Raw genomic sequence first — 21,432 nt, forward strand, 5'->3', positions numbered from 1 at the left:
CCCGACGCACGCCTGCGTCAATCGCACTTCACCTTCGGCGCCAGCGCCCTGGTCCAGATCGCGTAGCCGGCCGGGGTCATGTGCAGCATGTCCTCGCGGAACAGCGTCGCGTCCGGCTGTCCATCGGCGCCGAGCATCGGCGTGTAGACGTCGGTGAAGCCGGTATTGGGCAGCTTGGCCAGCGCGGCCTTGATCAGCGTGTTGGCCTCGTTGATCGCCGGCAGCAGGTGCGCGCGCGACGGGCTTGGCTTGATCGACAGGTACTCCACCTTCGTCTTCGGCAGGTCGCGATGCACGCGCTGCACGAAGGCAACCACATCGTCGCGCACCTGCACGGCGCTGCGGCCGCTGTTGAGGTCGTTGTCGCCGGCGTAGAAGAACACCTTGCATGGCGCATACGGCACCACGATGCGGTCGGCGTACCAGGTGCTGTCGCGGACTTCCGAGCCGCCGAAGCCGCGGTTGAACACCGGCTGGCCGGGGAAGTCGGTGGCCAGGCTCTCCCAGAAGCGGATCGAGGAGCTGCCGATGAACTCGATGCCACCACGCGGCGGCGGGTTGGCCTGGTCGGCGCTGGCGAAGTGGGCCATGTCGCCGGCCCAGGCCACGTTGGAGACCTGCTCGGGCACGCGCGGCGGCTTGGCCGGGCTCAGCGCCTGGGCCAGGGGGGCGGCGGTCAGCAGGCCCAGCATCAGCAGGCAGGTACGGCGACGGGACATCAGGCGCTCCAGCAGGGAAGGGGAAAGCCATCATAGAAGCTGGGGCGGGCCGGGGCTTGCCCCTGGCAGTCCATTCACCGGGCCGGTGCCGGGATGCGGCTGGCGGCCTTGTGGCAAAATGGCGGCCATCTGCCTATCCCTGTGCACCCATGATTCCCTGCCGTGCGTCTGAGCGGTCGCTGCGCCGCGCCCCTGTTGCTGGATGTTCCACCCGTGGCTGATCAGTTCGGCCATCTGCCCCGTGGCCCGCGCCGCATCTTCCAGGCCGCGCGCTGGTCCTGGCAGGGCCTGCGCGCCGCCTGGCTGCATGAGTCCTCGTTCCGGCTGGAGGTCTACCTGCTGATCCTGTTGACCCCGGTCGCGATCTGGCTGGGCCAGACCCCGGTCGAACGCGCGCTGCTGATCGGCTCGATGCTGCTGGTGCTGGCGATGGAACTGGCCAACTCGGCCATCGAGGCGGTGATCGAACGTTACGGCAGCGAGATCCACGAGCTGGCCGGCCGCGCCAAGGACATGGGTTCGGCGGCAGTGTTCGTGCTGATGATGAACGTGCTTCTGTGCTGGGCGCTGGTCGTGGTCCCGCATGCAATGGCCGGCAATTACGGCTGATCCCCATTCCCCCACTGCCCTGAAGAGTTTCCATGTCCTTTGAGTTCCTCGCCGACCCCAATGCCTGGGTGACCCTGTTCACCCTGAGCGCACTGGAAATCGTGCTCGGCATCGACAATCTGGTGTTCATTTCCATCGCGGTCAGCAAGCTGCCGGAAGAGCGTCGCCCGTTCGCGCGCAAGCTCGGCATCGCCGTGGCCTGCATCACCCGCATCGCCCTGCTGGTGTCGCTGGCCTATCTGGCGCACATGTCCGCCAACCTGTTCACCGTGGCTGGTATGGGCATCTCCATCCGCGACCTGGTGCTGATCGTCGGTGGCCTGTTCCTGATCATCAAGGGCTGCATGGAGATCAAGGAACTGATCAGCGGTGGCGAGGATGAAGACCCCAGCACCACCAAGGCCTCGGCCGTGTTCGGCTATGTGATCGCACAGATCGCGGTGATCGACATCGTGTTCTCGCTCGACTCGGTGATCACCGCCGTCGGCATCGCCGACCACATTCCGGTGATGGTCGCCGCCATCCTGCTGTCGGTACTGGTGATGCTGCTGGCCGCCAACCCGCTGGGCCGTTTCATCGATGCCAACCCGACCGTGAAAATGCTGGCCCTGGCCTTCATCCTGATGATCGGCGCGGTGCTGATCCTGGACGGCCTGGACGTGCACGTGCCCAAGCCCTACATCTACGCCGCGATGGGCTTCTCGGTGCTGGTGGAGTGGCTGAACCTGCTGATGCGCCGCCGCGCCCGCGAACACAACGTGCCGGGCGCCGGCAACTGGTAAGCGGATCACACGCAAGCGTTTCACCCAGAACCCCCGGCCCGGCCGGGGGTTCTGCGTTGCGGGGCCCTATAGAGCCGAGCCCATGCTCGGCTGTTTCCTGCCGGTCAGCCGAGCATGGACTCGGTTCCACAGGGTGAGCAGGGGTTCGGCCGCCACTTGTGAACCCTGGTCAACAGTGTTTCCCCGCTGCAGGGCTTAATCCGGCGCGACGATGCGCGCAGGCTACGCGCTCTTTTCCAGAACCTGCCCCACGCAGGATGACCCCATGAACTCCAGAGCCGCTCTGTTGGCCCTCGCCGTCGGCGCTTTCGCCATTGGCACCACTGAATTCGCCCCGATGGGCCTGCTGCCGGTCATCGCCGACGGCGTCGGCGTGGGCATTCCCACCGCCGGCATGCTGATCACCGCCTACGCCGTGGGCGTGATGCTGGGCGCACCGGTGATGACCCTGCTGATGGGGCGCTTCGGCAAACGCACTGCGCTGATGCTGCTGATGTCGATCTTCGTGGTCGGCAACCTGTTGTCCGCACTGGCGCCGAACTACGGCCTGCTGCTGTTGTCACGCCTGGTCACCAGCCTCAACCACGGTGCCTTCTTCGGCATCGGTGCGGTGGTCGCCGCCAGCCTGGTGCCGAAGGAAAAGCAGGCTGCCGCCGTGGCCACCATGTTCATGGGCCTGACCATCGCCAACATTGGTGGCGTGCCGCTGGCGACCTGGGTCGGCCAGCAGCTGGGCTGGCGCCTGTCCTTCGCCGGCACGGCGGTGCTGGGCCTGGTGGCGATCACTGCACTGGGCCTGGCGCTGCCGGCATCCGCGCCCGATGCGCGCCCGGACGTGCGCCGCGAACTGAAGGCGATCCTGCAGCCGCAGGTGCTGTTGGCGATGGCCACCACCGTGCTCGGTGCCGGTGCGATGTTCACCCTCTACACCTACGTGGCGCCGGTGCTGACCGAGCTGACCGGCGCGTCCAACGCCTTCATTGCGATGTCGCTGGCGCTGATCGGCATCGGCTTCACCTTCGGCAACGGCATCGGCGGGCGCATGGCCGACTGGTCGCTGGATGGCGCCACCCGCATCCTGCTGGCGGTCCTGGCCGTGCTGATGTTCGTACTGCCGCTGGCCTTCATGCACCACGCCACTGCGGCGCTGGGGGTGCTGCTGTTCGGTGCCGCGACTTTTGCGATCGTGCCGCCGTTGCAGATCCGGGTGATGCAGGCGGCCAGCGAGGCGCCGGGCCTGGCGTCGTCGATCAACGTCGGTGCGTTCAACCTGGGCAATGCCGTGGGTGCGGCGCTGGGCGGTGCGGTGATCAGTTCGGGCCTGGGCTACGCCGCGATTCCGGTGGCCGGTGGCCTGCTGGCGGCCTCGGGGTTGCTGCTGGCGTGGCTGGGGCGTCCTCGCACTGCGGTGGCTGAAGCCTGCTGAGAGGGGAGGGTTTCCGGCAGGGCTTGCAGCCCTGCACCCGCTAAAGGCCAAGGCAACCGCCGAAGCAACAGCAACCGCAACAGCCGGCGCTGGTTTTCTGAGGGTTGGGCGGGGCGGTGTGGGTTGGCAGGACACGCCGTGAACCCATCCATGGGGGCTCGATGGCGCCATCCATGGCGCCAACGGTCCTGCCAACCCACACCGCCCCACCTCCGACAGATTGCCGCGATCGGTCGGAACGGCGTTCCGCTCTGGTAGGTGTCGACCTTGGTCGACACGAATGCCTGAAGAACCGGCTTTTGCTTTTGATTTTTTCTTTTGATCTTCCCGCGGTGCGCAGGAAATTGTCCGTGGCCGGGAGGGTGGGTTGGCTGGGGGACGCCGTGAATACGTCCATGTAGGCTCGGTCGCGCCATCCATGGCGCTCACGCCCCCAGCCAACCCACCCTCCCGGCCAACCCAAGAGAACCAGCAAACAACCCACCGCGGAGGGGGCGGCGCCCGATGGCCGGTCTTTCACCCGAACCATGGCATGCTCGGCGCCAAGCCCACCCGGAACCTCCGCCATGCGCCTGTTCACCCGCGTCCTGCCCCTGATGCTGTTGGCCTCCCTGCTCTCCGGCTGCGGCTACAACGCCATCCAGCAGAAGGATGAAGCGGTCAAGGCCAGCTGGTCGGAGGTCATCAACCAGTACAAGCGCCGCGCCGACCTCGTGCCCAACCTGGTGCAGACCGTGAAGGGCTTCGCCAGCCAGGAAGAGCGCGTGCTGACCGAAGTCACCAACGCCCGTTCGCGCGTCGGCCAGATCAACGTCAACGCCGACGACGAAGCCTCGCTCAAGCAGTTCCAGCAGGCCCAAGGCGAACTTGGCAGCGCGCTGTCGCGGCTGCTGGTGGTCACCGAGAACTATCCGGAACTGAAGTCCAACCAGAACTTCCGCGACCTGCAGGCGCAGCTGGAAGGTACCGAGAACCGGGTCACCGTCGCCCGCGGCCGCTATATCCAGCAGGTGCAGGACTACAACACCTACATCCGCTCGTTCCCGCAGGTGATCACCGCCAAGATCTTCGGCTACAAGACCAAGCCGAACTTCACCGTGGACAACGAAGCGCAGATCTCCAACGCGCCGGCGGTCGATTTCGGCAACGCGCCGCAGCAGCAGCCGGCACCGCAGCCGGGGACCTGATCGATGCGCCTGGCCTCTGCGCTGCTGGCCCTGCTGCTGTGGCTGCCGCTGGCCTCGCATGCGCAGCAGCTGGCGCCGGTTCCTGCGCTGGATTCGCCGGTGGTCGATACCACCGGCACGCTGGACGCCACGCAGAAGCAGGCGCTGGTGCAGCAGGCGATCGAACTGCAGCAGCGCAAGGGAAGCCAGCTGCAGGTGCTGGTGGTGCCGACCACCCAGCCGGAGGACATCGCGCAGTACACCACGCGGGTCTTCGACCAGTGGCAGATCGGCCGCAAGGGCGTGGATGACGGGGTGCTGCTGGTGGTGGCCAAGGACGACCGGCGCGTGCGCATCGAGCCGGGCTACGGTCTGGAAGGCGCCATTCCCGATGCCATCGCCAACCGGGTCATCCAGGAATACCTGGTGCCGCGCTTCCGCAGCGGCGACTACGCCGGTGGCATCACCGACGCCACCGCGGTGCTGGTCAAGCTGATCGACGGCGAAACGCTGCCGGCACCGGTCAGCGGCCATCGCGGGCGTGAGCCCAGCGGTGGTGGCGATACCTGGTTCCTGGCGCTGTTCATCGGTGTGTTCGCCGGCAGCATCCTGCGCGGCGTGTTCTCGCGCGTGCCGCGACCGCTGCGAGGCCTTCTCGGCGGCGCCGGTGCAGCGCTGGCGGCGTTCCTGTTCACGTCCACGCTGCTGGCCAGTGGCCTGGCAGGCGTCGTAGGGCTGATCGTGGCCATGCTCTCCGGCCATCCGGGCCGCTTTGCCGGTGGCGGCGGCTGGGGCGGTGGCAGCTGGGGCGGCGGAGGCGGCTTCGGCGGGGGCGGTGGATTTGGTGGTGGTGGCTGGGGTGGCGGTGGTGGCCGCTCCGGTGGTGGCGGTGCTTCGGGGGGCTGGTGATGATCCAACGTCTATGTCGGCACGTGTTTTCGCCGTCGGTACGGCGCGCGTTCCCGCCCGCCACATTGCAGGCGATCACCGAGGCCATCGCCGCCGGTGAGCAGCGTCATGGCGGGCAGGTGGTGTTCGCGGTGGAAGCGGACCTGCCGCTGGCCGCGCTGTGGCACAGGGTCACCCCGCGCCAAGCCGCCGAGCATGCCTTCGCCCGCCTGCGCACCTGGGATACCACCCACAACAACGGTGTACTGATCTACCTGCTGCTGGCCGACCACGCGATCGAGATCGTCGCCGACCGGGGCCTGCACGGCCGGGTCAGCCCGGCGCAGTGGCAGCGTGTCTGCACCCACCTGCGCGAGGGGCTGCGCGGGCCGAACCCGGTCGAGGCGCTGCGTGGGGCCATCGAAGAGGTCTCGACCCTGGTGGAAGGGCACTTTCCGGCCTCGATGCGGTCAGACGATGACGGCCTGCCCAACACGCCCCAGCTCCTTGGTTGAGCCGGGGCCGCACTGGCCCGAGAATAGGCGTTCAACCGCAAGGCACCTTCCATGATCTATTTCCACGACATCGACCCCATCGCCCTCTCGCTGGGGCCGATCAAGGTGCATTGGTACGGCATCATGTACCTGCTCGGCTTTACTGCGGCCTGGCTGCTGGGCCGCAAGCGCATCGCCGACGGGCGCCTGCCGGGGGTCGATGCCAACGGCTTCTCCGACCTGCTGTTCTACGCCATGCTCGGCGTGGTGCTGGGCGGGCGCATTGGCTACATGCTGTTCTACGCGCTGGGCGATTTCCTGCACAACCCGCTGCTGCTGTTCAAGGTGTGGGATGGCGGCATGAGTTTCCATGGCGGCCTGCTGGGCGTCGTGGTTGCGTGCTGGTGGTGGTCGCGCCGCAACCGTCTGCACCTGTTCGACACTGTTGATTTCATCGCCCCACTGGTGCCGATCGGCCTGGCTTTGGGTCGGGTTGGCAATTTCATCGGTGCCGAGTTGTGGGGCAAGTACACCGACGGTACCTGGGGCGTGGTGTTCCCGTCCGGCCTGCCGGCCCCGCTGAACCAGCTCGACCACGCGACCCTGCAGGCGCAGTTTGCAACCGGTGCGCTGAACCAGTACGCGCGCCACCCTTCGCAGTTGTATGAAGCGGCGCTGGAAGGCCTGGTGATGTTCACCGTGCTGTGGTGGGTCTCGGCCAAGCCGCGTCACCGCTATGTGGTGTCGGGCCTGTTCGCACTGATGTACGGGATCTTCCGTTTCGGCCTCGAGTTCGTGCGCATGCCCGACAACGGCGTCTACATCGCCTTCGGCTGGCTGACCAAGGGCCAGATCCTCAGCCTGCCGCTGATCGCCTTCGGCCTGGTGCTGCTGGTGATGTCGCGCCGTGCGCCGGTACTGCAGCCGCAGCTGTCGGTGGCTGCCGAGGGCAAGGCATGAAGCCCTACCTGGACCTGCTCTCGCACGTGCTGGAACACGGTGCGGAGAAGAGCGATCGCACCGGTACCGGCACCCGCAGCGTGTTCGGCTGGCAGATGCGCTTCGACCTCAACGAAGGCTTCCCGCTGGTCACCACCAAGAAGCTGCACCTGCGCTCGATCATCCACGAGCTGCTGTGGTTCCTGAAGGGCGACACCAACATCGGCTACCTGAAGGACAACCAGGTGCGGATCTGGGACGAGTGGGCCGACGAGAATGGCGACCTCGGCCCGGTCTACGGCAAGCAGTGGCGCAGCTGGGCCACCGCCGACGGCCGCGAGATCGACCAGATGCAGTGGCTGGTGGACGAGATCAAGCGCAACCCCGACTCGCGCCGGCTGGTGGTCAGCGCCTGGAACGTGGGCGAGCTCTCGCAGATGGCGCTGATGCCGTGCCACAACCTGTTCCAGTTCTACGTGGTGGATGGCAAGCTCAGCTGCCAGCTCTACCAGCGCAGCGGCGACATCTTCCTCGGCGTGCCGTTCAACATTGCCAGCTACGCGTTGCTGACCCACATGGTGGCGCAGGCCACCGGCCTGGGCGTGGGTGACTTCGTGCACACGCTTGGCGATGCGCACCTGTATTCGAACCACTTCGAGCAGGCCCGCGAGCAGCTGTCGCGTGAACCGCGCGCGCTGCCGACGCTGTGGTTGAACCCGGAGGTGACCGACCTGTTCGGCTTCCAGTTCGACGACATCCGCATCGACGGCTACGATCCGCATCCGGCGATCAAGGCGCCGGTGGCGGTATGAGCGCGCGCATGCTGTCCCGGTGCCTGTTGGCGCTGTGCGCTGCGCTGCCTCTGGGCATGGCCCAGGCCGCAGCGGCGGATACACTGTCGCTGGCCAGGCAGGTCAATGAGCAGATCGTGCACAAGCACATGCGCGAGGAAGTGCAGGCGTTCGCCGGGGCATTCAACGGCAGCACGATGCTGCCCCAGGATGTTCCGGAAGGCTGCCGGGCGCAGATGCGTGAGGCGGTAACCGGCATGTACACGGCGATGACCGAGCACCTGAAGGCGGGCGTCGAGAACCCGGCGTATCAGCGTGAGCTTGAACAGGGTCTGGCCACCGTCTATTCCAACGACCAGCTGAAAGCGTTCCTGGCGCGCGGCGCCAGCGACGATATCGCTGCGCTGTCGGCAGAGATCCTGTCGGGACCGGGCCTGAAGGAGATCGAAGAGGCGCAGAAGCAGAAGATCCTCGCTGGCCTGGATGAGCAGACCACGTCCAGCCCTGCGCTGGCTGCGGCGTTGCAGGCCGCCAGTGCCGCAAACGCTGCCTGCGAACGCCTGCAGATCGACGCCAGCTGAGGAGGTGGTAGCAATGAAGCTGTCGATGATCGTGGCGCTGGACCGCAACCGTGGCATCGGCCAGGGCAATGCCATGCCCTGGCACCTGCCGGATGATTTCAAGCATTTCAAGGCGCTCACCCTGGGCAAGCCGATCCTGATGGGGCGCAAGACCGCCGAGTCGATCGGCCGCGTGCTGCCGGGGCGGACCAATCTGGTGCTGACCCGCAGCGGCCAGGTGCCATTCGAGGGCATGCGTGCGGTGGCGTCGCTGGACGAAGCGAAGTTGATTGCCGAAGGCGAGGGCGCCAGCGAGCTGTGCATCATCGGCGGCGGCGAGATCTTCCACCAGCTGCTCGACCAGGCCAGTGACCTGTACCTGACCTGGGTCGACGCCGAAGTGCCCGCCGATACGCATTTCCCCGAAGTGGATGCGCAGGACTGGCAGGAAGTGAGCAGCGAGCCGCATCCGGCCGACGAACGCCACGCCTACGCGTTCCGCTTCGTGCACTACGTGCGCCGCTGATCGCAATGCACCTGTAGAGCCGAGCCATGCTCGGCTGCTTTCCGCGGACACATCCCATAGCCGAGCATGGTTCGGCTCTACAGGATTGCCTACGGCATCCGGTAATGGCCGATGATCGCGTGCTGGAACAGCAAGTTCTCTTCGCGGGTGCCGCGCGCGATGTTGTGCAGGATCAACGGGGTGCCGTCGGCCCGGCGGCGGTCGGACACGATGCCGACATGCAGCAGGCCGTTGCCGTTGAGCTTCCAGGCAACGATGTCGCCCGCCGCGTAGTCGGCAGCGGAAGCGGTGATTGGCTGCTGCCAGCCCTGCCGCTCGAACCAGCGCATCAGGTTCGGTACGCGCCGATGATCGATGTTGCGGTCCGGCCGTGACAGGCCCCAGATCGCCGGATAGGCACTGAAGTTGCCGCGCATGTCCTCGTGCACGCGCGCCTGCAGGTCCAGTCCCAGTTCGCGCAGGGCGCGCACCACCACGTCGGTGCACACGCCGCGATCCAGTGGCACGTCGCCGCCGGGATAGGCCAGCACCTGGTAAGCAGGATCGTAGCGGGTGGTGACGCCGATCTGCGCGCGCGCTGCTGCCACCAGTGGCGGCGAAGGCGCCTGTGGTGGCGTCGGTGTGCGTTCAGCGCTGTCCGCAGCCGTGGGAGCAGTCGGCGAGCCGGGTTGGCAGCCGCTGGCCAGGGCCAGCGTCAGCAGCAGCACCGTCCATGGTGCCCAGCCGTGCCGCGTCATGCCTGCGGCGGGGTGCTGTTGTTGTTGGGACCGCCGGAGCCACCACCACCACCGCCACCACGGCGACGACGACGGCGCGGGCCGCGGTTGCCCGGGTTGGCGGCCGGAGCATTGCCGCCGCCCTGTTCCTTGCCCTGCGCCGGTGCAGCCGGGCGCTCGTGCGCCGGGCGCGCTGGCGGGCGGGCGTTGGGCACGGGTGCCGGTACATCGCGGCCTGGCACCTGCACCACGCGCAGTTCATCGGTATCGAGCTGGATCGCGGTCAGCTTGCCGCCCCAGACCGCGCCGGTGTCGATGGCGTGCACGCCCTGGGTGATGGTCAGGCCCAGCGCCGACCAGTGGCCGCAGACGACCTTGAGGTCACGCTCGACCCGGCCCGGCACTTCGAACCAGGGATACAGCCCCTGTTCCTGCGTGCCCGGCGTGCCCTTGTCCTCGATGCCGATACGCCCGCGCGGGGTGCAGTAGCGCATGCGGGTGAGCACGTTGATGATCGCGCGCGAGCGGTCGTAGCCGGACAGGTTCGGTGCCCAGCTCGGCTTGTCGCCGTACATGTTGCGGAACAGCTTGCGGTAGCCGGCGCCGTGCAGCTGCACCTCGACTTCGGCGGCATGCTTCTCGGCCATCTGCGTGGTCCACTTCGGCGCCAGGCCGGCATGCACCATCATCCAGCCCAGCTCACGGTCCACGTGCACCAGCTTCTGCAGGCGGAGCCAGTCCAGCAGTTCGTCGCGGTCCTCGGCCTGCACGATGCGCAGCAGGTCCGGGTTGACCTTGCGCTGTTCCTCTTCAGTGCGTGCACCCACGGCCAGCAGCGAAAGATCGTGGTTGCCCAGCACCACCACGCTGTGCTCGCGCAGCGAGTGCACCAGCCGCAGCGTTTCCAGTGACTGGCCACCGCGGTTGACCAGATCGCCGCAGAACCACAGGGTGTCCTGCGCCGGGTCGAAGCGGATCTTCTCCAGCAGTCGCTGGGTGACGTCATAGCAGCCCTGCAGGTCGCCGATCGCCCACACACTCATCGTTCGGCCTCCGTGTCAGTGCAGGGTACGCGGGATGGCCAGCACGAAAGGTGCGACCGGCGCGGCAAATTCGGTGCCGTCGTCGGCGACCATGTCGTAGTGGCCCTGCATGGTCCCGTGATCGGTCCCCAGCATGACACCGGACGTGTAATGGAAGTCTTCACCGGGACGCAGGCGCGGCTGCTCGCCGATCACCCCGTCACCATCGACATGCTCGACGCGGCCGTTGGCATCGGTGATGCGCCAGTGGCGTGCGACCAGGCGCGCGGCAACACGCCCCTGGTTGTGGATGCGGATCGTGTAGGCGAACGCATAGCGCCCGTCTTCCGGCGCGGATTGATCGTCGAGGAAGCGCGGAGCGACTTCGACGGAGATGGCATAAACGTCAGCGTCTTCCATACCGGCAGTGTAATCAGGAGGCATTGGCCAAAGCGATGAATTCGGCCACGTCCAGCTGTTCGGCGCGGGCATCGGGACGCACGCCGGCGGCAACGAACTGTTCGGCGGACACCACGTTGTTCAGGGCGTTGCGCAGGGTCTTGCGGCGCTGCCCGAAGGCGGCCTTGACCACCTCGGCGAAACGCTTGTGGTCGTGGATGTTGATCGTGGCCGGGTCACGCGGCACCAGCCGCACCACGGCCGAATCGACCTTCGGCGGCGGCCGGAACGCGCCCGGCGGCACCACGAACAGCGAGGTCACCTGGCAGTAGGCCTGCAGCATCACGCTGAGCCGGCCGTACACCTTGCTGCCGGGGCCGGCGGCCATGCGGTCGACCACTTCCTTCTGCAGCATGAAGTGCATGTCGCGGATCACCGCCGCATGTTCCAGTGCATGGAACAGGATCGGCGAGGAGATGTTGTAGGGCAGGTTGCCGACCAGGCGGATCGGCTGGCCGGCAGCCAGCTCGGTGAAGTCCACGCGCAGCACGTCGCGGTGGACGATGGTCAGCTCGCCCAGCGGCTCGGCGGCGGCGGTCAGCGGCGCGATCAGGTCGCGGTCGAACTCGATCACCGTCAGTTTCGGATGCACGCGCAGCAGCGGCAGGGTGATCGCGCCCTGGCCGGGGCCGATCTCGACCAGGCGGTCACCGTCTTTCGGGTTGACCGCCATCACGATCTTGTCGATGTAGTGGCGGTCGGCCAGGAAATGCTGGCCAAGCTGCTTCTTGGCCGGGGCGGTGAACACCGGGCCGGAGGGGGAATGCGGGGAATTCATGCGCTCAGTGTACGTTGCCGCGCAAGCTGCGCACACAACGTCGTTGCCGCCTGCAGGCTGGAAGGATCGGCAATGCCGCGGCCGGCAAGGTCCAGCGCGGTGCCATGGTCCACCGCCACGCGCGGGTAGGGCAGGCCCAGGGTCAGGTTCACCGCCTGCTCGAAGCCCGAATACTTCAGCACCGGCAGGCCCTGGTCGTGGTACATCGCCAGCACGGTGTCGAAGCCTGCCAGCTTGGCCGGCAGGAAGGCGGTATCGGCCGGCAGCGGCCCGATCAGGTCCATGCCCTCCGCGCGCAGGCGCTGCAGCAGCGGGATGACCAGGTCCAGTTCCTCGCGGCCCAGATGACCGTCTTCACCGGCATGCGGGTTCAGGCCGAGCACGGCGATGCGTGGCGCGGGCAGGCCGAATTCGCGGCGCAGCGCGGCGTGCACGGTGCGCAGGGTGTGTTCCAGGCCGGGCGCGGTGATCGCGTCGGCCACCTCGCGCAGTGGCAGGTGGGTGGTGGCCAGGGCCACGCGCACGATGTGGTTGGCCAGCATCATCACCACCTTCACCCCGGCCTGGTCGGCCAGCAGTTCGGTGGTGCCGCTGTAGGCGATGCCGCCTTCGTTGATGACCGCCTTGTGCACCGGGCCGGTGACTACGCCGTGCAGTTCGCCGGACAGGCAGGCCTGGCCGGCACCGAGCAGGGCGCCGATGACGGCGCCGGCATTGGCCGGATTGGCCTGGCCGAAGTGGCTGGGCACGGTATTGGCCACCACGCGCACACGCAGATCGCCGGGGACGCGTGCTTCGGCGTCCTCGGGCAACAGCTGCAGGGGCAGGTTCAGCGCGGCCGCGGCCGCGCGCAGGGTATCCGGGTCGGCGAAGGCCAGCAGCCGGCAATCTTCACGCGGCTGCTGGACGAGGCGGACACACAGCTCCGGGCCGATCCCGGCGGGCTCGCCCGGTACCAGAGCGAGCTCGGGGCGCATCGGTCAGGACTGCGGCGGCGTGGCGGTGTTTTCCGCGCGGTCGCCGCTGCGGAAGCTGACGTAGGCTTCGCCACGCAGTTCCTGCAGGAAGCGGTTGTACTCGTCTTCCAGCTTGCGGCGGCCGATGGTCTCGCGGACCTGGGCACGCTGGTTGTCAGTGGTCACGTCGGTCTGGCGGGTGCCCACGCGCTGCACGATGTGCCAGCCGGCATCGGTGCGGAACGGCTGGCTGACGCCGCCGTCCTGGATGCCGGACACCTGCTGGCCGAACGCCGGACCGAACGCGTCGGCCGGGAACCAGCCCAGATCGCCACCCTGGCCTCGGCTGTTGTTGTCCTCGGAGGACTCCTTGGCCACGGTCTCGAAGTCTGCGCCGCCGGCAATGCGGGCGCGCAGCGTGTCGATCTTGGCCTTGGCGGCGGCGTCGGTCTGGTGGTCATCCACACGCACCAGGATATGGCGGCCGTGGTACTCGGTGATGGTGTTGCCACTGGCTGCAGCGCTGGCATCACGCACGTCCACCAGCTTCAGCAGCTGGAAGCCGCTGGGGCCGCGGATCGGGCCGACCACTTCGCCGGGCTTCATCTTTTCCATCAGCTGTGCGAAGGCCTGGGGGATTTCATCCAGGCTGCGCCAGCCGAGGTCGCCGCCTTCCAGCGCGTTGGGGCTGTCCGAATAGCGCACGGCGGCGGCATTGAAGTCCAGCTCGCCCTTGTCCAGCAGGCCCTTCACGCCGTCGGCCTTCTTCTGGCCGGTGGCGATCTGGTCGGCGTTGGCACCGTCGGGCAGGGCGATCAGGATGTGCGCCAGGTGGTACTGGTTACCGACCGTGGCCTGCTGCTTCAGCGCGGCATCGACTTCGCCCTCGCTGACGCTGATGCGGCTCTGCGCGAAGCTCTGGCGCAGGCGCTGCACGGTGATTTCGTCGCGCACCGATGCGCGGAAATCATTGAAGTCGATACCGTCATGGGCCAGGCGCTGGCGCAGGGCATCCAGGGTCGAACCGTTCTGCTGGGCGATGGCATTCATCGCCTGGTTCAGCTCCTGGTCGCCGATGCGGATGCCGCTGCCCTGGGCACGGGCGACCTGCAGCTTGACCAGCACCAGGCGCTCGAGCACCTGGCGGCTGAGCACGTCTTCCGGCGGCAGCTGGTTTTCACGGCCGACGTACTGCGCCTTGATGTTGGCGATCGCACGCTGGAGCTCGCTCTGCAGGATCACGTCCTCATCGACGACGGCGGCGATGCGGTCAAGCGGCTGCGCCTCCTGGGCAAGCACCTGCAGGGGGGCGGACACGCTGGACACCGCCAGCAGCGAGGCGAGTAGAACGGGGAAGCGCTTGGTCATGGGATCAGATTCGGATCGTAGTCATCCCGGGTCGCCCCGGTGTTGCTGGGCGGCACGAGATAGAGGTCGTCGCGGTTGTAGCCGAGGATAGCACGGCGCAAGGTGCGGTCCGTGTCCTGGCCGATGGAGCTCAGGCCCTTGAGGACGAACTCCAGCTGGATGGAGTTGTTCATCTCGCCTTCGCGGTTGCGCACGTAGCGGCGGGCCACTGCACGCACGGCCAGGCAGCAGCTGTCCCACTGCACGCCGGCGATGATCTCCAGCGGTTCCTTGTCCTGCAGCGAGTAGTAATACCGGCCCACCAGGCTCCAGCGCGCATTCAGCGGGTACAGGAACGACAGGTCGGCCTGCTCCAGCAGGGTCCGGTCATGCTTGTTGGCGGTTGCCGGGGCGCCGGCATTGATGCGGTAGCGGTAGCTGAGGTTGATCACGCCATCGTTGGGCATCAGATAACGGGCGCGGACGCTGGCCAGATCCTCGCGCTTGTACTTCGGGTCCCACTGGTAGGTGGCGCCCAGGGTCCAGCGGTCGTTGATCATGTAGTTGCCGTCGGCGATCCATGCCGACTTGCCCTTCTCCACCGGCGCGCCGCCCGGCGTGGTGCTCACCCGCGATTCGTCGAAGTACTGGATCTGGCCGATCGAGGCCGAGAAGCGCTCCTTGCCGGTGGTCTGGTCGATGAAGCGGGTACTCAGTGCCAGGGTCAGCTGGTTGGCATCGTTCTGGCGGTCGGCGCCGGTGTAGCGCGAATCGCGGAACAGCTGGCCCCAGCTGAAGGTGAAGTCACGGGTATCGAAGATCGGCAGCTCATCCTGGTTGCGGTAGGGCGTGCGCAGGTAGAACAGGCGCGGTTCCAGCGTCTGCAGGAAGGACTTGCCGCGGATGCTGGTCTCGCGGTCGAAGAACAGGCCGGCGTCGATGCTGCCGATCGGCAGGCTGCGGCTGGGCGACGTGTTGCCGCGCAGCTGTTCCGGCGTGGCCGTGGTCGGGTCGATGCCCTGCGAGCGCAGGATCTGGGCCTGGATGCCGTCCACCCCGTCGACCAGGCCGCGATCCAGCTGGTAGGCCGTATAGCGGTAGGCCAGGGTCGGGGTGATGTACCAGGCCGCGCCGCTGATCGGGAACGACACGTAGGGCTTCAGGTCCAGGCGCGAGCCACCGCTGACATTCAGGCCCTTCGTCTTCCGATCACCGTTGCGCGTGTACTGCAGATCCTCACCGGCGTCGGTGCCGTACTTGAAGTTGATGTCGTCGTGGGTGAAGCGCACGGCCTCGGCGTAGATGCCAGTTTCCAGCCACGGCAGGACCGGCTTGTCCCAGTTGAAGTACAGGCGCGGCTGGCGGTTGTAGGGCAGCGCGCTCTCGTTGAGCGTGTAGTCGGTCAGCTGCCAGCGGTCGGCCATGATCCCGGCCGTCCAGTTCTTGCCGGTACCGTACAGGCCGATGGTGCTCTGCAGGTTGGACGCGGTCACACCGACCAGGCGGTTGGCGAAGTCCTCGACATAACGCTCGTCGCTGACCCAGGCCAGGTTGGCGCGGGCCTGCCAGTGGTCGTCCACGTTGTGGTAACCGGAAAACATCACGCGGCCGCGGTCGCGGTCGCGCAGGCGGTCGTTGGGCATGAACGATGTCAGCACCTCGCCACGGCCGCCGTTGTAGAGGTAGCGGAACTCGTTGTCGAGCAGCAGGCCGCGCCGGCTCATGTAGCGCGGGGTCAGCGTATCGTCGTAGTTCGGCGCCAGATTGAAGTAGATCGGCTGCGCGTAGTCGACGCCGTTGCGGCCGGACATGCCCAGCTGCGGGAACAGCAGGCCGGTCTTGCGGCGATCATCGATCGGGAACTTGAAGTACGGCGCCCACAGCACCGGCACCTTGCCGATGCGCAGCACGGCGTTGCGGGCCGTACCGAAGCCTTCGTCGTTGTCCACTTCGATCTGCGGCGCCGACAGCTTCCACACCGGCTGCGACGGGTCGCAGGTGGTGTAGGTGGAGCGGTGCATCTGGCCGACCGCGCCCTGCAGGTCGACCGATTCGGCATCGCCGTTGCCCCGGCGCGACACCAGCTGGTACTTGATGTCGGAGATCTTGTGGGTGTCGCTTTCCTGGTTGCCCTCGGCGCGCTTGGCGATCATCCGGATCGACCCGTCCTGGTAGCGGACGTTGCCGTCGGCGATGTAGTTGCCGGTCTCGGTATCGAAGCTGAGCTTGTCGGTGCCGACGAACTGGTCGCCGCGGCGCAGTGCCACGTTGCCCTCGTACTGCGGCACCGTGGTGGTGCCCAGCAGCTGGTCACCCTCGATGTCGGTCGGCTGGTTCTCGCGCGCGGCGGCGGCGCTGGCCTTGTCCTGGCCGGGAACCGGGGGGGGGGCGTCGGTGAACGCGGGAATGACGTCGGTGGCCGGGCACAGGCCCCAGTTGAGCGGCTTTTCATCGGCCATCGCCGGCAGGCTGATGGCGATGCTCAGAGGCAGGGGAAGCAGGCGGAGGGCTCGGCGCACGCGGTTCGGATTCGGGCGAAAACGGACGGTAGCTTGCCCCATCCCTTGCATAGGGGCAATGAAGGGCGCCGCAGGGGGCCGGTTCGGGTTCATCCGGCGGCGGCGCTGGAAGCCGATGACATCAGGGCCTGGACGTGGGCCACGCTGCACTCGGCGAGGGCCTGCAGGTCGTAGCCGCCCTCCAGCATCGACACCACCCGGCCGGCCGCGTGACGACGCGCCAGCGCGTGCAGTTCACGGGTGATCCAGGCGAAATCGTCGGTCTCCAGCATCAGGTCGGCCTGCGGGTCGCGCAGGTGGGCGTCGAAGCCGGCCGAGATCAGCAGCAGCTGCGGACGGAAGTCGTCGATGGCCGGCAGCATCTCGTCGGCCCAGACATTGCGGAAGCGGAACCCCCCACTGCCCGGCGGCAGCAGGATGTTCATCAGGTTGCCGGCACCGCGGTCGCGGCGCAGGCCGGAATTGGGAAACAGCCCGGCCTGGTGGGTGCTGTAGTACGAGACCCGGGCGTCGTGCTGGAAGATGTCCTGGGTGCCGTTGCCGTGGTGGACATCGAAATCGACCACCGCGATCCGCTCCAGGCCATGGCGGTCGCGGGCATAGGCGGCGGCGATGGCGATGTTGTTGAGCAGGCAGAAGCCCATCGCCGTGCTGCTGGTGGCGTGGTGGCCCGGCGGGCGTACCGCGCAGAAGGCCAGCGGGTCGTCGCCCAGCATCACCGCATCGACCGCGGCCACGCCGGCGCCGGCGGCATGCACAGCGGCGCTGGCCGAGCCGGGTGAGGTCCAGGTGTCCATGTCCAGCTGGCGCAGCGGTGCGGTCTGCGGTTGCAGCACGAAGTCGAGCAGGGCGCTGTCGTGGACCCGGGTCAGTTCACCGAACTTGGCCGGTGGTGCTTCGCGCCACTCCAGCTGGCCGGGGAACGCGGCGTGCAGCGCGTCCAGCACATGCTGCAGGCGTTGCGGGCACTCGGGATGGCCCGGACCGGGGTCATGCAGCAGGCAGGACGGGTGGGTATAGACCAGCATCGTGTCGACTCAGCGCTGGCGCTGCTGTGGCTGCCACAGCGCTTCGCCATGGCCATCGGCGCGGGCCAGTACGCGGGCCAGTACGAACAGCAGGTCCGACAGCCGGTTGAGGTACTGCAGCGCCTCGCTGCGCACGGCCTCGTGGCGGGCCAGGGTGACCGTCTCGCGCTCGGCGCGGCGGACGATGGTGCGCGCCAGGTGGCAGCGCGCGGCGGCTTCGCCACCGGCCGGCAGGATGAACTCCTTCAGCATCGGCAGGTCGGCATTGTAGTGGTCCAGCTGCTGCTCCAGCGCCGAGATATCGGCAGCGTGGATCGCGGCATGGCCGGGAATGCAAAGCTCGGCGCCCAGGTCGAACAACTGGTGCTGCAGATGCACCACCAGCGCGCGCACGTCCTCGGGCAGTGGTGCTGCCAGCAGCAGGCCGAGCGCGGCATTGGCCTCGTCGACGGTGCCGTATGAGGCGACACGGGCGTCATCCTTGGCCACGCGCTGGCCGTCGCCAAGGCCGGTACTGCCGTCGTCGCCGGTGCGGGTGTAGATGCGCGAGAGGCGATGACCCATGGCGCGGCTCAGTGACGGATGTCGCGGCGGGCCTGCTGGAGCTTCAACACCTGCTCCACGGCCAGCTGCAGCGCGGCAGCCAGCGCCACATAGATCGCCGTGGTGCGCAGGTAGGGCCCGAACCACTGTGCGTAGTTCTGTGCCCAACCGGCCAGCGTCGGTTCGGCCACGTTACGGCTGGTCCAGTAGAAGCCGCCCTGCGCCAGCAGGTGACAGACCGCCACCGAGGCGACCAGCAGCAGCGCGCCCTTGGCCAGTACCGGCCAGCGCGCACTCTGGTAGTTGCGGCCCAGCAGCATGCCGCCGGCCCACAGCGAGAAATAGGCCGGCAGCAGCAGCCAGTAGCCCGGGGAGACGCAGTAGTGCTGCCAGAAATCCAGGCCGCTGCTGCGGATCACGATCCAGTCCACCAGCACCGCGAACACCATCAGCAACGGGAACGCCCAGCGGGTCCAGCGCGCCAGGTAGAAGCCACCGATGAAGAACACGGCCCAGGAGGCATCGGGGATCGCCGCGAAGTGATTGACCCGGGTCGCCGCCAGCAGCAGTACGAGTACGGACAGGACGAAGGCGCGGTTGGCGGTGTCGGACATGGTGGGGGCCCGGAGCGGATTCAGGTTTCATTCTAGCCCGCCGCGCAGGTTGGCGCAGGTCGGGGGGCGTTGGGTGTTCGGGCGGGGCGAGCGCGTATCATGAACACCATGAGTGAACGACATGACGTGCTGATCGTCGGTGGCGGCCTGGTCGGTGCCAGCCTGGCCATCGCCCTGGACCGGCTGGGCCGCGATGTGGGCCTGCTCGAAGCCAGCCCGGCCGGCGAGCTGCCGGCGGTGTTCGACCAGCGCAACCTCAGTTTCGCGGCGGCCACCGTCAACGCGCTGACCGCGCTGGGGGTCATGCAGAAGCTGGCGATGGCGCCGGGCCCGATCCGTCGCATCCACGTCAGCCGCGCCGGCGATTTCGGCCGCGTGCAGCTGGAGGCTTCCGACTACGACCGGCCCTGGTTCGGCCAGGTGGTGGTGGCGCGTGACTTCGGCCAGGCGCTGGAAGCGCGCCTGCAGGAACTGCCACGGCTGCGCCGTTACCGGCCGATGCGGTTCCTGGGGCTGGGCGAGGTGATCGATGGCTACCGCCAGGTGCGGGTGGCCGACGAGGCCGGCGAGCGCGTGCTGCTGGCACGGCTGGTGGTCGGTGCCGATGGCACCACCAGCGGCGTGCGTGGCGCGCTGGGCATCGAGGTCGACCGTCATGATTTCCAGCAGACCCTGTTCGTGGCCCGCGTGCGCAGCCAGCGTGCGCCGGACGGCACCGCCTGGGAGCGCTTCACCGATACCGGCCCAACCGCCCTGCTGCCGCGTGGTGACCGCCACTTCGGCACTGTGCACGGTGTTGCGCGCGACCAGGCCGATGCGGTGATGGCGCTGGATGATGCGGCCTGGCTGCAGCGGCTGCAGGATGCGATCGGCTGGCGTGCCGGCCGCCTGCTCGAATCTGGCCCGCGCAGCGCTTACCCGCTCATCCAGGTGCTGGCGCGCGCGCTGGCCGGTGAGCGCACGGTGCTGCTTGGCAATGCCGCGCAGACCATCCATCCATTGGGTGCGCAGGGCTTCAACCTGGGCCTGCGCGATGCGCTGACCCTGGCCGAACTGCTGGAGGATGCGCATGAGGATGCCGGCAGCGACGCGCTGCTGCAGGCCTATGTCGCGCGCCGCGAGGACGACCGCCGGCAGACGGTGGCGTTCTCGGGTGGCCTGGCACGCCTGACCAGCAATCCGGCACCGCTGATGCGGCCGCTGCGCAGCCTCGGCCTGGTGGCTGCACAACGTGCCTCGGTGCAGTCGATGCTGGTCGGTGGTGCGATGGGCTTCCGTGGTGAAGTGCCGCGCCTGTGCCGCGGAGAAGCCGCATGAGCCGGCGCACGCGCCTGGACGTGGCCATCGTCGGTGGTGGCGTGGTCGGTGCCGCCTGTGCGCTGGCGCTGGCCGATGCCGGTCTGTCGGTTGCGCTGGTGGAGGGCCGCGAACCCGCGCCATGGCAGGCCGCACAGCCGGACCTGCGGGTGTTCGCCTTCGCCGCCGACAACGTGCAGCTGTTGAACCGCCTGGGTGTGTGGCCGGCCATCGCGCAGGCCCGCGCGTGGCCCTACCGGCGCATGCAGGTGTGGGATGCGGCGGGTGGCGAGGATCTGTTGTTCGACGCCGACCGCTTCGGTCGGCGCGAGCTGGGCTACATCGTCGAGAACGGCCTGCTGCAGGATCGCCTCTGGTCGGCGCTGCCGGCGGCGGGCGTGCAGCTGCACTGCCCGGCACGGGTGGAAGCGCTGGAGCAGGACGAGGACGGCGTGCGCCTGCGGTTGGATGACGGGCGCCGCCTGGAAGCGGCGCTGGCCGTGGCCGCCGACGGCGCCGAGTCGACCCTGCGCCAGCTGGCCGGAATCGAGGTCGAGCGGCATGACTACCACCAGCGTGGCGTGGTGGCCTACGTGGACAGCGAGCTGCCGAACCAGGCCACCGCCTGGCAGCGCTTCCTGCCGACCGGACCGCTGGCGTTGCTGCCGGTGGCCGAGCGCCGCAGTTCGATCGTCTGGACCCTGCCCGAAGACGAAGCTGCTCGCGTGCTGGCCTTGGACGAAGACGCCTTCAACCGCGAGCTGACACGGGCCTTTGCTGCGCGCCTGGGCGAACTGCGGCTGGCATCACCGCGTGCGGCCTTCCCGCTGCGTCGGCAACTGGCCCGTCACTACGTGGCTGGCCGCGTGCTGGCGCTGGGTGATGCTGCGCATGTGGTGCATCCGCTGGCCGGGCAGGGCGTGAACCTGGGCCTGCGCGATGTCGCCGCCCTGCAGCAGTGGCTGGCGCCGTCGGCCGAGCGCCGCGGCCAGCCGCGGCTGTCGCCACAGCGCCTGCAGCGCTGGGCGCGCGAACGGCGCAGCGACAATCAGATCGCCGCCTACAGTTTCGATGCGATCAATCGGCTGTTCTCCAACGACGAGATGCACCTGACCCTGGCCCGCGGCCGCGCGCTGGGCTGTGTCGGCAAATGGCCGCCGCTGGTGCAGGCGTTCTGGAAGCGCGCCGCCGGGGTCTGACCGGAATACCGGCCGCTCTGGCAGGTGCCAACGCCGCTCTGGTAGGTGCCAACCT

General features: G+C 68.0%; 22 protein-coding genes and 1 pseudogene. 12 read left to right on the forward strand and 11 right to left on the reverse strand.

Features of this window, described 5'->3' with window-relative positions:
* Window positions 1–17: 17 nt before the first annotated feature.
* Window positions 18–719 (reverse strand): SGNH/GDSL hydrolase family protein, encoded by a 702-nt coding sequence (locus tag D5301_RS16700; protein ID WP_153856320.1) that lies wholly within the window; start codon window positions 717–719, stop codon window positions 18–20.
* A 213-nt stretch (window positions 720–932) separates the two neighbouring features.
* Between D5301_RS16700 and D5301_RS16705 the strand changes: the two genes are divergently transcribed.
* The 10 genes from D5301_RS16705 to D5301_RS16750 all read left to right on the forward strand — a co-directional run bounded on the left by D5301_RS16705 (window position 933) and on the right by D5301_RS16750 (window position 8,900).
* Window positions 933–1,328, forward strand: a complete 396-nt coding sequence (locus tag D5301_RS16705; RefSeq protein WP_049435654.1) for a diacylglycerol kinase — start codon at window positions 933–935, stop codon at window positions 1,326–1,328.
* Between the two features lie 32 nt (window positions 1,329–1,360).
* The gene (locus D5301_RS16710) at window positions 1,361–2,110 is read left to right on the forward strand and encodes a TerC family protein (RefSeq protein ID WP_153856321.1); all 750 of its coding nucleotides are present in this window, start codon (window positions 1,361–1,363) and stop codon (window positions 2,108–2,110) included.
* Between the two features lie 265 nt (window positions 2,111–2,375).
* The gene (locus D5301_RS16715; protein ID WP_153856322.1) at window positions 2,376–3,536 is read left to right on the forward strand and encodes an MFS transporter; all 1,161 of its coding nucleotides are present in this window, start codon (window positions 2,376–2,378) and stop codon (window positions 3,534–3,536) included.
* Between the two features lie 566 nt (window positions 3,537–4,102).
* Window positions 4,103–4,723 carry a LemA family protein gene (locus D5301_RS16720; RefSeq protein ID WP_032130538.1) on the forward strand — a complete coding sequence of 207 codons (621 nt, stop codon included), beginning with the start codon at window positions 4,103–4,105 and terminating at the stop codon, window positions 4,721–4,723.
* Between the two features lie 3 nt (window positions 4,724–4,726).
* Complete coding sequence (locus D5301_RS16725; RefSeq protein WP_110711080.1) at window positions 4,727–5,611, forward strand: TPM domain-containing protein; 885 nt, start codon at window positions 4,727–4,729, stop codon at window positions 5,609–5,611.
* Window positions 5,611–6,105: a TPM domain-containing protein gene (locus D5301_RS16730; RefSeq protein ID WP_153856323.1), complete on the forward strand. Its 495-nt coding sequence runs from the start codon at window positions 5,611–5,613 to the stop codon at window positions 6,103–6,105. Before D5301_RS16725 ends, D5301_RS16730 begins: the two co-directional genes overlap by 1 nt.
* A gap of 51 nt (window positions 6,106–6,156) precedes the next feature.
* Window positions 6,157–7,044, forward strand: a complete 888-nt coding sequence (lgt, locus tag D5301_RS16735; RefSeq protein ID WP_153856324.1) for a prolipoprotein diacylglyceryl transferase — start codon at window positions 6,157–6,159, stop codon at window positions 7,042–7,044.
* Entirely contained in the window at window positions 7,041–7,835 is a 795-nt protein-coding gene (locus tag D5301_RS16740) for a thymidylate synthase (RefSeq protein WP_153856325.1), read from the forward strand. Before lgt ends, D5301_RS16740 begins: the two co-directional genes overlap by 4 nt.
* An 8-nt stretch (window positions 7,836–7,843) precedes the next feature.
* Entirely contained in the window at window positions 7,844–8,395 is a 552-nt protein-coding gene (locus tag D5301_RS16745) for a hypothetical protein (protein ID WP_032129921.1), read from the forward strand.
* 13 nt (window positions 8,396–8,408) lie between these two features.
* Window positions 8,409–8,900, forward strand: coding sequence for a dihydrofolate reductase (locus tag D5301_RS16750; RefSeq protein WP_153856326.1), 492 nt, complete (start codon window positions 8,409–8,411; stop codon window positions 8,898–8,900).
* A gap of 89 nt (window positions 8,901–8,989) precedes the next feature.
* On the opposite strand, the gene D5301_RS16755 is transcribed toward D5301_RS16750, so the two are convergent.
* From D5301_RS16755 to D5301_RS16800, 10 genes and pseudogenes are all read right to left on the reverse strand, one after another.
* On the reverse strand, window positions 8,990–9,637 hold the full coding sequence (locus D5301_RS16755) for a DUF1287 domain-containing protein (RefSeq protein WP_153856327.1): 648 nt from the start codon (window positions 9,635–9,637) through the stop codon (window positions 8,990–8,992).
* Window positions 9,634–10,659, reverse strand: coding sequence for a symmetrical bis(5'-nucleosyl)-tetraphosphatase (locus D5301_RS16760; protein ID WP_121504905.1), 1,026 nt, complete (start codon window positions 10,657–10,659; stop codon window positions 9,634–9,636). The genes D5301_RS16755 and D5301_RS16760 overlap by 4 nt, the downstream gene beginning before the upstream one ends.
* Window positions 10,660–10,674: 15 nt before the next feature.
* Window positions 10,675–11,058 carry a Co2+/Mg2+ efflux protein ApaG gene (gene apaG / locus D5301_RS16765; RefSeq protein ID WP_005412297.1) on the reverse strand — a complete coding sequence of 128 codons (384 nt, stop codon included), beginning with the start codon at window positions 11,056–11,058 and terminating at the stop codon, window positions 10,675–10,677.
* 13 nt (window positions 11,059–11,071) lie between these two features.
* Window positions 11,072–11,875 carry a 16S rRNA (adenine(1518)-N(6)/adenine(1519)-N(6))-dimethyltransferase RsmA gene (gene rsmA / locus D5301_RS16770; protein ID WP_049398140.1) on the reverse strand — a complete coding sequence of 268 codons (804 nt, stop codon included), beginning with the start codon at window positions 11,873–11,875 and terminating at the stop codon, window positions 11,072–11,074.
* Window positions 11,872–12,852 carry a 4-hydroxythreonine-4-phosphate dehydrogenase PdxA gene (pdxA, locus tag D5301_RS16775; RefSeq protein WP_049398141.1) on the reverse strand — a complete coding sequence of 327 codons (981 nt, stop codon included), beginning with the start codon at window positions 12,850–12,852 and terminating at the stop codon, window positions 11,872–11,874. The genes rsmA and pdxA overlap by 4 nt, the downstream gene beginning before the upstream one ends.
* Before the next feature lie 18 nt (window positions 12,853–12,870).
* Window positions 12,871–14,199 (reverse strand): annotated as a pseudogene (locus D5301_RS16780) (peptidylprolyl isomerase); the annotation flags it as partial.
* Entirely contained in the window at window positions 14,196–16,697 is a 2,502-nt protein-coding gene (gene lptD, locus D5301_RS16785) for an LPS-assembly protein LptD (RefSeq protein ID WP_324187341.1), read from the reverse strand. The gene lptD and the pseudogene D5301_RS16780, both read right to left, overlap by 4 nt.
* Before the next feature lie 89 nt (window positions 16,698–16,786).
* Window positions 16,787–17,725, reverse strand: coding sequence for a histone deacetylase family protein (locus tag D5301_RS16790; protein WP_110711090.1), 939 nt, complete (start codon window positions 17,723–17,725; stop codon window positions 16,787–16,789).
* A 9-nt stretch (window positions 17,726–17,734) separates the two neighbouring features.
* Window positions 17,735–18,289 carry a cob(I)yrinic acid a,c-diamide adenosyltransferase gene (locus D5301_RS16795; RefSeq protein WP_110711091.1) on the reverse strand — a complete coding sequence of 185 codons (555 nt, stop codon included), beginning with the start codon at window positions 18,287–18,289 and terminating at the stop codon, window positions 17,735–17,737.
* Between the two features lie 8 nt (window positions 18,290–18,297).
* A complete protein-coding gene (locus tag D5301_RS16800) occupies window positions 18,298–18,882 on the reverse strand; it encodes a hypothetical protein (RefSeq protein WP_088024424.1) in 585 nt (194 codons plus the stop codon).
* Between the two features lie 108 nt (window positions 18,883–18,990).
* On the opposite strand from D5301_RS16800, the gene ubiH reads away from it, so the two are divergent.
* Together ubiH and D5301_RS16810 are read left to right on the forward strand one after the other, a co-directional pair.
* The gene (gene ubiH / locus D5301_RS16805) at window positions 18,991–20,199 is read left to right on the forward strand and encodes a 2-octaprenyl-6-methoxyphenyl hydroxylase (RefSeq protein WP_110711092.1); all 1,209 of its coding nucleotides are present in this window, start codon (window positions 18,991–18,993) and stop codon (window positions 20,197–20,199) included.
* Window positions 20,196–21,377: a UbiH/UbiF family hydroxylase gene (locus tag D5301_RS16810; protein ID WP_153856330.1), complete on the forward strand. Its 1,182-nt coding sequence runs from the start codon at window positions 20,196–20,198 to the stop codon at window positions 21,375–21,377. The genes ubiH and D5301_RS16810 overlap by 4 nt, the downstream gene beginning before the upstream one ends.
* Window positions 21,378–21,432: the final 55 nt, after the last annotated feature.

The organism is Stenotrophomonas sp. MH181796 (assembly GCF_009659995.1).
Classification (GTDB): Bacteria; Pseudomonadota; Gammaproteobacteria; order Xanthomonadales; family Xanthomonadaceae; genus Stenotrophomonas; species Stenotrophomonas riyadhensis.

Excerpts from the sequence above, each read along its gene's own strand:
- D5301_RS16700 (WP_153856320.1), bottom strand. The coding sequence starts at position 719 with ATGTCCCGTCGCCGTACCTGCCTGCTGATGCTGGGCCTGCTGACCGCC.
- D5301_RS16800 (WP_088024424.1), bottom strand. The coding sequence starts at position 18,882 with ATGTCCGACACCGCCAACCGCGCCTTCGTCCTGTCCGTACTCGTACTG.
- D5301_RS16790 (WP_110711090.1), bottom strand. The coding sequence starts at position 17,725 with ATGCTGGTCTATACCCACCCGTCCTGCCTGCTGCATGACCCCGGTCCG.
- D5301_RS16740 (WP_153856325.1), top strand. The coding sequence starts at position 7,041 with ATGAAGCCCTACCTGGACCTGCTCTCGCACGTGCTGGAACACGGTGCG.
- D5301_RS16720 (WP_032130538.1), top strand. The coding sequence starts at position 4,103 with ATGCGCCTGTTCACCCGCGTCCTGCCCCTGATGCTGTTGGCCTCCCTG.
- D5301_RS16795 (WP_110711091.1), bottom strand. The coding sequence starts at position 18,289 with ATGGGTCATCGCCTCTCGCGCATCTACACCCGCACCGGCGACGACGGC.
- rsmA (WP_049398140.1), bottom strand. The coding sequence starts at position 11,875 with ATGAATTCCCCGCATTCCCCCTCCGGCCCGGTGTTCACCGCCCCGGCC.
- D5301_RS16710 (WP_153856321.1), top strand. The coding sequence starts at position 1,361 with ATGTCCTTTGAGTTCCTCGCCGACCCCAATGCCTGGGTGACCCTGTTC.
- D5301_RS16725 (WP_110711080.1), top strand. The coding sequence starts at position 4,727 with ATGCGCCTGGCCTCTGCGCTGCTGGCCCTGCTGCTGTGGCTGCCGCTG.
- D5301_RS16730 (WP_153856323.1), top strand. The coding sequence starts at position 5,611 with ATGATCCAACGTCTATGTCGGCACGTGTTTTCGCCGTCGGTACGGCGC.
- D5301_RS16750 (WP_153856326.1), top strand. The coding sequence starts at position 8,409 with ATGAAGCTGTCGATGATCGTGGCGCTGGACCGCAACCGTGGCATCGGC.
- D5301_RS16745 (WP_032129921.1), top strand. The coding sequence starts at position 7,844 with ATGCTGTCCCGGTGCCTGTTGGCGCTGTGCGCTGCGCTGCCTCTGGGC.
- D5301_RS16715 (WP_153856322.1), top strand. The coding sequence starts at position 2,376 with ATGAACTCCAGAGCCGCTCTGTTGGCCCTCGCCGTCGGCGCTTTCGCC.
- D5301_RS16760 (WP_121504905.1), bottom strand. The coding sequence starts at position 10,659 with ATGAGTGTGTGGGCGATCGGCGACCTGCAGGGCTGCTATGACGTCACC.
- D5301_RS16810 (WP_153856330.1), top strand. The coding sequence starts at position 20,196 with ATGAGCCGGCGCACGCGCCTGGACGTGGCCATCGTCGGTGGTGGCGTG.
- apaG (WP_005412297.1), bottom strand. The coding sequence starts at position 11,058 with ATGGAAGACGCTGACGTTTATGCCATCTCCGTCGAAGTCGCTCCGCGC.
- lgt (WP_153856324.1), top strand. The coding sequence starts at position 6,157 with ATGATCTATTTCCACGACATCGACCCCATCGCCCTCTCGCTGGGGCCG.
- D5301_RS16755 (WP_153856327.1), bottom strand. The coding sequence starts at position 9,637 with ATGACGCGGCACGGCTGGGCACCATGGACGGTGCTGCTGCTGACGCTG.
- ubiH (WP_110711092.1), top strand. The coding sequence starts at position 18,991 with ATGAGTGAACGACATGACGTGCTGATCGTCGGTGGCGGCCTGGTCGGT.
- pdxA (WP_049398141.1), bottom strand. The coding sequence starts at position 12,852 with ATGCGCCCCGAGCTCGCTCTGGTACCGGGCGAGCCCGCCGGGATCGGC.